Source organism: Gemmobacter aquaticus (genome assembly GCF_007859075.1).
GTDB lineage: Bacteria > Pseudomonadota > Alphaproteobacteria > Rhodobacterales > Rhodobacteraceae > Gemmobacter > Gemmobacter aquaticus.
The window spans coordinates 1-7,312 of record NZ_VOAK01000008.1 but is presented as its reverse complement, the minus strand read 5'-3'; the positions used below and the strand labels follow the sequence as shown (position 1 = coordinate 7,312).

The 7,312-nt window shown below is 58.8% G+C and carries 7 protein-coding genes and 1 pseudogene; 2 read left to right on the top strand and 6 right to left on the bottom strand.

The annotated features are described in order from the left end of the window. Nucleotides 1-123: 123 nt before the first annotated feature. The 3 genes from FQU74_RS01930 to FQU74_RS01920 form a co-directional block, all read right to left on the bottom strand. A complete protein-coding gene (locus tag FQU74_RS01930) occupies nucleotides 124-963 on the bottom strand; it encodes a metallophosphoesterase family protein (protein WP_158635508.1) in 840 nt (279 codons plus the stop codon). A 76-nt stretch (nucleotides 964-1,039) separates the two neighbouring features. Beyond that, nucleotides 1,040-1,957 (bottom strand): metallophosphoesterase, encoded by a 918-nt coding sequence (locus FQU74_RS01925; RefSeq protein WP_146284769.1) that lies wholly within the window; start codon nucleotides 1,955-1,957, stop codon nucleotides 1,040-1,042. A 95-nt stretch (nucleotides 1,958-2,052) separates the two neighbouring features. Further along, nucleotides 2,053-2,406, bottom strand: a complete 354-nt coding sequence (locus FQU74_RS01920; protein ID WP_146284768.1) for a hypothetical protein — start codon at nucleotides 2,404-2,406, stop codon at nucleotides 2,053-2,055. Nucleotides 2,407-2,782: 376 nt separating this feature from the next. Here FQU74_RS01920 and FQU74_RS01915 point away from each other — a divergent pair, with 376 nt between their 5' ends. Then, nucleotides 2,783-3,310: a hypothetical protein gene (locus FQU74_RS01915; protein WP_146284767.1), complete on the top strand. Its 528-nt coding sequence runs from the start codon at nucleotides 2,783-2,785 to the stop codon at nucleotides 3,308-3,310. A 299-nt stretch (nucleotides 3,311-3,609) separates the two neighbouring features. Next, nucleotides 3,610-5,610, top strand: coding sequence for a M10 family metallopeptidase C-terminal domain-containing protein (locus FQU74_RS01910; RefSeq protein WP_158635507.1), 2,001 nt, complete (start codon nucleotides 3,610-3,612; stop codon nucleotides 5,608-5,610). Nucleotides 5,611-5,685: 75 nt separating this feature from the next. Here FQU74_RS01910 and FQU74_RS01905 read toward each other — a convergent pair whose 3' ends face one another. From FQU74_RS01905 to FQU74_RS01895, 3 genes and pseudogenes are all read right to left on the bottom strand, one after another. Further along, a complete protein-coding gene (locus FQU74_RS01905; RefSeq protein ID WP_146284765.1) occupies nucleotides 5,686-6,183 on the bottom strand; it encodes a hypothetical protein in 498 nt (165 codons plus the stop codon). Between the two features lies 1 nt (nucleotide 6,184). After that, a complete protein-coding gene (locus FQU74_RS01900) occupies nucleotides 6,185-6,514 on the bottom strand; it encodes a gp53-like domain-containing protein (protein WP_146284764.1) in 330 nt (109 codons plus the stop codon). Between the two features lie 49 nt (nucleotides 6,515-6,563). Next, nucleotides 6,564-7,312 (bottom strand): annotated as a pseudogene (locus tag FQU74_RS01895) (AAA family ATPase); the annotation flags it as partial.

Below are 7,312 nucleotides of genomic sequence, written 5' to 3'. Positions count from 1 at the left end.
GGCTGTGCGACGGCAAGGTCTTCACGGAAGGGCATTGGCAGGCCCGACGGGCAAAAAAGCGGGGGACGCGCAGGACCGTTCGATGATCGTCGAGCGCCCGCCTGTCTCTGCGCGCCATGATGCTCACATCCCCGCCCTGATCTGATCGAGGTCGATCAGCCCGCGCCGCACCCGTTCGCGGATATCGCCAAGGCGGAATTCGTGTTCGTAGCCGAAAGAGACATTGCGCAGCAGCGTGCCGCCCGGCATCCGGACCTCGGCCCATCGATGGGTATGGCCGAAGGCCCAGAGATCCGGGCGGTAGCGATCAATCAGCGCGTCGAGATCGGAGGCAAAGCAGGGCGAGAGCGGTGTGATGGGGCCTGCGACCGACCCGGACGGCGCATGATGGGTGACGACAACGGTCTTGCCGACCCAGGGCCGGGCAAGTTCCGCGGTCAGCCAGCCAAGCTGGGTCTGATGGACAAGCACGGTATCCTGCGGCTTCAGCTCGCGCTCCGGGCTGCCAATGACGATGGACCCATAGCCATAGTCCGGCATCTTCCGGGCGTTCCAGAGCGCCTCGGCGACGGCCGCGTCACCGGCGGCGGCGAAGAGACGCATGTCGGTCCAGAGCGTCGTCATCAGGATACGCACATCGCCAATCTCCAGCTGTTGGCACTGACCGAAGCGGCAGCCCGCCTCACTGCAGATCCGGTCCAGCTCGGCGTCGACGGTCGAGAGATTCTCGCCATAGTAGTCGTGGTTGCCGGGGATGAGGACCGTGCGCGCAGCGGGGACCAGCGACCCGAGCCAGCGGAGCGCATGGGGCCATTTGCGGGTTGCGACCTCGGCCAGATCGCCGGCGATGATCAGCGCCTCGACGCCCGTGGCCGCATCCCGGATCTCATCGCCAAGCTGGTCGAGGAGGTCGCGGTCGCTGATCTCGTCAAGGTGGAGGTCTGCGAGAACAAGGAGCTTCATTAGCATACCTTTCGGGTCGAAGGATCGGGAGGGCGTCCGGGAGGCCGAGGCTGCCCGGACATTGATGAGGCGCTGGTCATCGCGTCTCGCCGTCATCTGGCGGCAAATCCGGCACTGACGGCTTGAGGATGGCGCGGGCCGCCGCCGGGTCTGCGCGCGCGGCACGGACCTGCATCGCCTGCTGCCCGGCGTGATCCGTGCGCCGGATCAGCCCGCGCATCAGCAGCCCGGCCTCCGCGCCACGACTTACCTGGTAGGGGTAGCCAAGCGAGACATTGCGGACCAGCGTTCGGCCGACGATGCCCTCGATGGGGTGATGGGTATGACCGAACAGCCATGCATCCGGCTGGGCGCGCTCGATCAGCGGCAACAGATTGGCGGCATAAGCCGGATCGAGCTCGCTCCGCCACGCGCCAACGAGATCTGGATGCGGGCAATGGTGGGTGACCACGATGGTGCGCCCCGCGAATGGTTGCGCCAGTCGCGCCTCCAGCCAGGTACGATGATCGGCATGAATCAGCGCCGTGTCCTCAGGCCGGATCTGTCGGGCGTCACCCGCACCAAGCCGGATACAGGCATAGTCGTTCATGCCGCGCTCGGCGATCCTCATCGCCCGGGCCGGATCGCCCTTCAGAGCGAAATCCGTCCAGAGCGTGGCGCAGAGGAAGCGTATGCCGCTGAGCACCAGTTCCGACTTCTGCAGGAAGTGGGCACCCTCTTCGGCACAGATCGTGGTCAGACGATCCTCGCCATCGAGCATGCAATCATAGTAGTCGTGGTTGCCGGGCAGCAGATGGATGCGCCCAGGCGGCAGGTAGCTTGCGAGAAGCCGGATCATCCGCGGCCAGCGGACCCCAGGGTTGTTGGTGAGATCGCCGGCGACGATCAGTCCGTCGAGTTCATCGAAGAGGTCGCGCGGCAGCGCCGCGAGCGGGTCCCTCCCGGCCTGAAGCCAGCGATCCAGATGCAGATCGGCGATAACAAGAACAGACATTGGAAATCTCCTTCGGGTCTGGTGGTGGGGCGCGCAGAATGGTGATGGCGCGCGCCTTTGTCGGGGGAAACGGCGGTGGCGCAGGGGACGAGGGCTTATCCGGTCCCCTCGATCTGCCGCTGCAGCAGGGCCTGCACCAGGTCCACGCGGCGGCAGAACCGCTCCCAGCTGATCGGTCGCCGGGGGTGCGTGGGTCCATCGGGCGGCATCTCTGCGGGCAGCGCGCGGGGCTGGCCCAGGCGGTAGTCGCCATCGACGCAGCGAATGATGCGTCCGGGGGCGGTCTCCACCGCGATGACGGCGGCGCTGAGGCGGTGACGCGGAGGAACCTCACCCTCATGGATCTGGCCATGAACGCGCAAGAGGAGACCGTCCTGCAGACAGAGCCAGTCCTCGATCAGGGGAAGGTCGGGATAGAGCGAGGGCGGGAGTGGGCATGGGTGCCTCACATACGGGGTTTCAAATCTCTGCCCGCAGAATGGCGACAGCGCCCCGCCCTATCCTCTGGCGCGATTTCCACATTACGAATCATGATCGTTGGGACGCGATGCTCAAACATTGCAAGACACACCGAGCCGGCACGCGGTGTTCACCATCCCTTTGCCAGTCAGCGCATGAAAACGAGTTAAGGTAGGCAACATAAGCGACCTCAATCGGATATTGTATCTCTTTTGGAAACCACGTCGAAATTCAAACCATTGAAAAGTAACGGCTCCTTAACCAATTACATATGAAATCAACCCTGGCGATAGCCCAATAAACCTATCAACCCAACACTGACACGCGAAACGCAAGAAACAACGCGACTAAACAGGAAGAATAGAATTGACCGCCGACTCCCTCTGCTACCTATCAGTGATCGACGTCCCAATCGATCAACAGGCAATCTCCAATCTTCTCGGAATAACATCCGAAAAAGAAGCTGAACGAATCTACTCTGAAGTCAGTAAGAGCATATCCATTGCAGGCCACATCCAATCCAAATATCGCTGGCCAAACATTTTCGACATACTGATGCACGAGACCAAGAGCACCGTAAGGGAAATCGGCACCCACTCAGCGCAAGAACAATGCGCGGTGGAAATTGCAGATCTTGTTGCTTCAGTGGTTTCTGCACTGGATGAGGAAAGTCTGACTTGGCATACACTTATCGCAGACCCGTCAGGTTTATTGCTGACGTTAAACGAATGCAAGTTTGAAATTTGCGATATTTGCGAGGAGCATCTGCAAACTGGCCACACGGAACAGATAGGCGCAGAGCTATTCTCTAGGATTCGAAGCATTTTTGTCGCGTTCAACGACTATCTCTTGAGCTACTGGGGAATTCAGGCCTGCGCTTGTGATGAAATTTGAAGGAGGAAACCTACTCCCCCTTAAAAACTTTACGCTTGCAATACTCACCCAGCTCCCTCGGCGATCGGATTGGCCACACAGTCGCCACAGAACTTTCCCTACTTGGCTTTCCATGCTTGATCTAGTGGAATCATACAAGAGCACACTTTGATCCTCCAATACCGCAAGATTCAGAAGTCCGAAATCGTCCTGAACATCCGCCCGACGCCTCGAACCTTTAGCAGACACGACGAAGGTCCCTTAACCTAGTCTTCACCCACCTCCTCCACAGTGTCATGAGTTTATCTGGAGGTATACAGATGGTACTGACCTATGAGGGCAACTGGAGCTACAAAGGAAGCGAGGTAACTTCTTCGCATTTTGGGGCAAACTTCTTGTTCACGAGAGACTCTGTTTCTCCGGAGGACATAGGAAGTGGGGGTGGCGCATACATAAATGCGGTAGATGAACTCGGATTGAAGCTCCTCCGTTACCCGGGCGGCGCGATTACCGAGGACTACTTCGACATCGAACACCCCAACCGACCAATACAAAACGGTGCCCAAGTTGCACCATTGGATAGCTTTCTCGAGTTTTGCGGTAGCCGAAAGATCGATGCAGTAATTGTTATACCCACTAAACGATTTCTGTCGGAGCCCGACGCGAACTTAATGCGGCACTTGATCGTAGACGATAAAATTGTCAGGAATTTTATTACTCAGACGTTGAAGAAAGCTGAAGCTACGGGTGCAACCATCGATGCATTCGAAATAGGAAATGAATGGTATTATACAGGCTTGGACCCGTTTGAGTATGGTCGAGTAGCGAGTCGCTTGTCTCTCATTGTGCAAAATGCAATCAACGAATTCCGCTCCCAGAATTCCGTTGGAGCTTCTTGGGAGGAGCCGAATATAGTTGTACAAGTCGGACATCGAGGGGAATCCGAGATAGAAACGATACGAATCCTACAGGAATTTAATACACGCGAATTGCGCGCTGTAGATGGATTGACTACACACAGATTCCTAAGTGATACCGCGCATTTTGGCGAAAAGGAAGGCATTGATCGCACCTTCTACGGTGCATTCGATGTTTGGACAAATTGGGCAAGACGCTATGACGCAGACCAGACGTTCGTCGAATATGTTACAGAATGGAATGTGAAAGGTGATAACATTTATGAAGCGGGCCTACGTTCGGCTTCTTCAATTGTTTGGCTGTTCGCAGAGATGATAGAAGCCGGTGTATCGAATGCATCATTTTACGCCGTCCTCCAGAACAATCCACAGAATCTTGCAGTGTCGAATGGGTTGCCCGGTAGTACCTGGGAGGGGCTAAGCATAAATGGAGAGATGTTCCGTATGCTTTCAGAGTCAACAATTGGCTTGCAATTAGTGAAGTCATCCGCGGTGAGCAGATATCTTACTGGCGATCGTGATCGTGAGATGTTTGTTGAGACCTTTGGTAGCGCAACGAAAGACGTAATATACGCGTCGAACCGTACAGCTCACACGATCAAAGAGACTTTTGATGTCCGGGGTTTGAGTGAAGGGGCCCACCATGCCTTTGTCAGGATCGTCGGTGTTGCAGAAGGTTGCGATCCACTTGACCCAAACGCAGAAGCGGTTGTGTTGATGCCCATCGGGGATCTACTCAGAAAGGGAAGAGTGAGTCTAGAGCTAAAACCATGGGAGACTGCAGAGATCACTATTCTAAAGGGAGATGAGGGTGTTAATCTGAAAGGATCACGGAAGGGAGATTTAATGCATCTTTCGGATCGAGATGACGTAGTCTTTTCCCTCGATGGAAGAGATTTAGTGTCGGGGTTTAGTCGAAACGACAGAATTTATGGTGGCGCAGGAGACGACACTTGTATCGGTGGCAGCGGTCTAGATGTACTGGCTGGACAGCGTGGCAACGACCTTTTATTGGGTGGATATGGGAATGATTCGCTTTTCGGCGGCAATGGCGCAGATACACTCGTCGGGGGCATGAAGGACGATTTACTGACAGGAGGTGCTGGCAGCGACGTTTTTGTTTTTGGGGAACGCATGGCGTCTACCCTTGGTTGCTCAGTCGATCGGATCACAGATTTTCAGTCAGGGGTTGATGTGATTAATCTTCGATCTATTGATGCAAACTTGATTAGACCTGGCGATCAAGACTTTAGGTTTGTTGGATCGACAAAGTTTTCCGGAGCGAACGGTGAGCTGCGCCTTTCCAAGGGTCTATTGGAGGGCGACATCGATGGAGATCTAGTAGCTGACTTCCAAATCTATATTGGAGATGCAACTATTAAGGTTGTCGATCTCCTTCTTTGAGAAAACGAAGCGATGGTGGCTACCGTGAGCGACTGCCACTAGTAGCAACTGGAAGTCTCCTGTTTTGGCATGCCCCTAGGCATCCGTGGCAACCTGACAGGGCAGTTGGACGGGCCGACTTGAAGCAGTGATCTGCATCGCAGTCCTGAACAGGTCATCGATGTCCGCTTCGCTCATCCCGAGCCCAGCTGCGAGCGCGGCGATCGTCGGGCTGTCGCGGCGGAATTCGGTCGCATCTGCCCAGGCGATCTGCACCAGCGCGGGCGCGGCTGCGACGGCCGCCTCGATGGTGGGCAGATGCCCCGCGTTGTGAAGGGCGGCGCGCGCTTGAAAACGCGAGCACCGCATGCCTTGGCGCTCGATGGCCAGCAACTCCGCTCCCGTCAGCGTGGGACGATCCTGCAGCACCGGCCGTCCATCTGAACCGGCCGCGATAATCCGACCCGCTGCCTGCCCCTCAATGAGGGCTGCATGTTCCTCGTCAGAGATCTCCACGGCACCAGCTGGAATTGCCGCGCCGTGAATCTCTGGGGCATACAAGGCCAATGGGGAAGCGGTGAAAAACTTGGTCATGTCAGTTCCCGATCGCGATGTAGGAGAAAGCTGAGGAGTTCAGCGTGCCGTCGTACCGACAGGTAATCGCAGTGAAGCCGCTCGAGGTGCGGTTCATGGTCGACACGATGTGAGCGTTGTTTGCGGTCGCCGCTGCAGACTGGTCAGTGGCCACCACCTGCCGGAGCGCGGTCGGAAAAGCGATCGGGAAGGTGATCGCGACCGTTCCACCACTGTCCGTGGTGCCGACACCCCACTGCTTGATCAGCCCAGACGGCAGGCGCTGGTATTCGACCTGCGACAGGGCGAGGGCGATCCGGGCGCTGATCAGCGGCTGGGCGATAGCGGACATCACGGGTGTCTCCTTTTGTGCTGGTCCATCGGCGCGCGGCGCGCCGCCCTCATCCCGCCCGCGCGCAGGCGGTGGAGCCGTCCGGTGCATCAAGCGCGGCAAGCAGCGCCGAGAGGCCTGCGCCCGCGAGCTCCCGCTCGGCCAGAAGCGCGCGGGCCAGCGCCAGCAGTGCGGGAAGGTGCGCGGTGATCAGGCTGGCCGCCCGTGCCTCCGCCGTCTCGAGCCGCGCCCGGATGCGGCGGTAGAGGTCCGGATCGCGATAGCCGGTCTCCTCGACCCAGACCGGGCCGAGGGCGCCAAGGCCCATCTGCGTCTCGAGCCTGAGCGCGAGCCGGGTGGCCTGCGCGAGGTCGGAGTGCCGCGTGCCGCCCGCACCGCCAGAGACCGTGCCCAGCACCACACGCTCTGCTGCGCGACCGGCCAGATCGGTCGCCAGATGATCGTCGAACTCGGTCTCCAGACCCTCCCAATCGCGCAGCGCCCGCTCGGTGAGCCCGCCCTCCGGCCCCATGGAGAGCCGCGTCACCTCACTGCGGCGCAGAAGATGCGCGACCACCGCATGACCGGCCTCATGCACGGCAATCCGCCATTCGGCAGCCGGGTTCGGTCGCGGGCCGGGGATGCTGCCCTCCAGATCGGCGAGCGCCAGATCCCGAGCACCCTGTCGGGCGGCGGATTTTGCCGAGCGGACCAGCGCATCGACGGCGGCGAGGCTCGCGCCCAGAAGCCTTCGGGCCAGCGCCTCGATCCCGGCCGCGTCCACGCGCGCGCCGAGAGCCTGACGCAGGACCTGCGCGA

Bases quoted from the DNA above. Each gene is read 5' to 3' on its own strand.
- FQU74_RS01925 (WP_146284769.1), bottom strand. From the start codon at position 1,957: ATGTCTGTTCTTGTTATCGCCGATCTGCATCTGGATCGCTGGCTTCAG.
- FQU74_RS01910 (WP_158635507.1), top strand. From the start codon at position 3,610: ATGGTACTGACCTATGAGGGCAACTGGAGCTACAAAGGAAGCGAGGTA.
- FQU74_RS01905 (WP_146284765.1), bottom strand. From the start codon at position 6,183: ATGACCAAGTTTTTCACCGCTTCCCCATTGGCCTTGTATGCCCCAGAG.
- FQU74_RS01930 (WP_158635508.1), bottom strand. From the start codon at position 963: ATGAAGCTCCTTGTTCTCGCAGACCTCCACCTTGACGAGATCAGCGAC.
- FQU74_RS01900 (WP_146284764.1), bottom strand. From the start codon at position 6,514: ATGTCCGCTATCGCCCAGCCGCTGATCAGCGCCCGGATCGCCCTCGCC.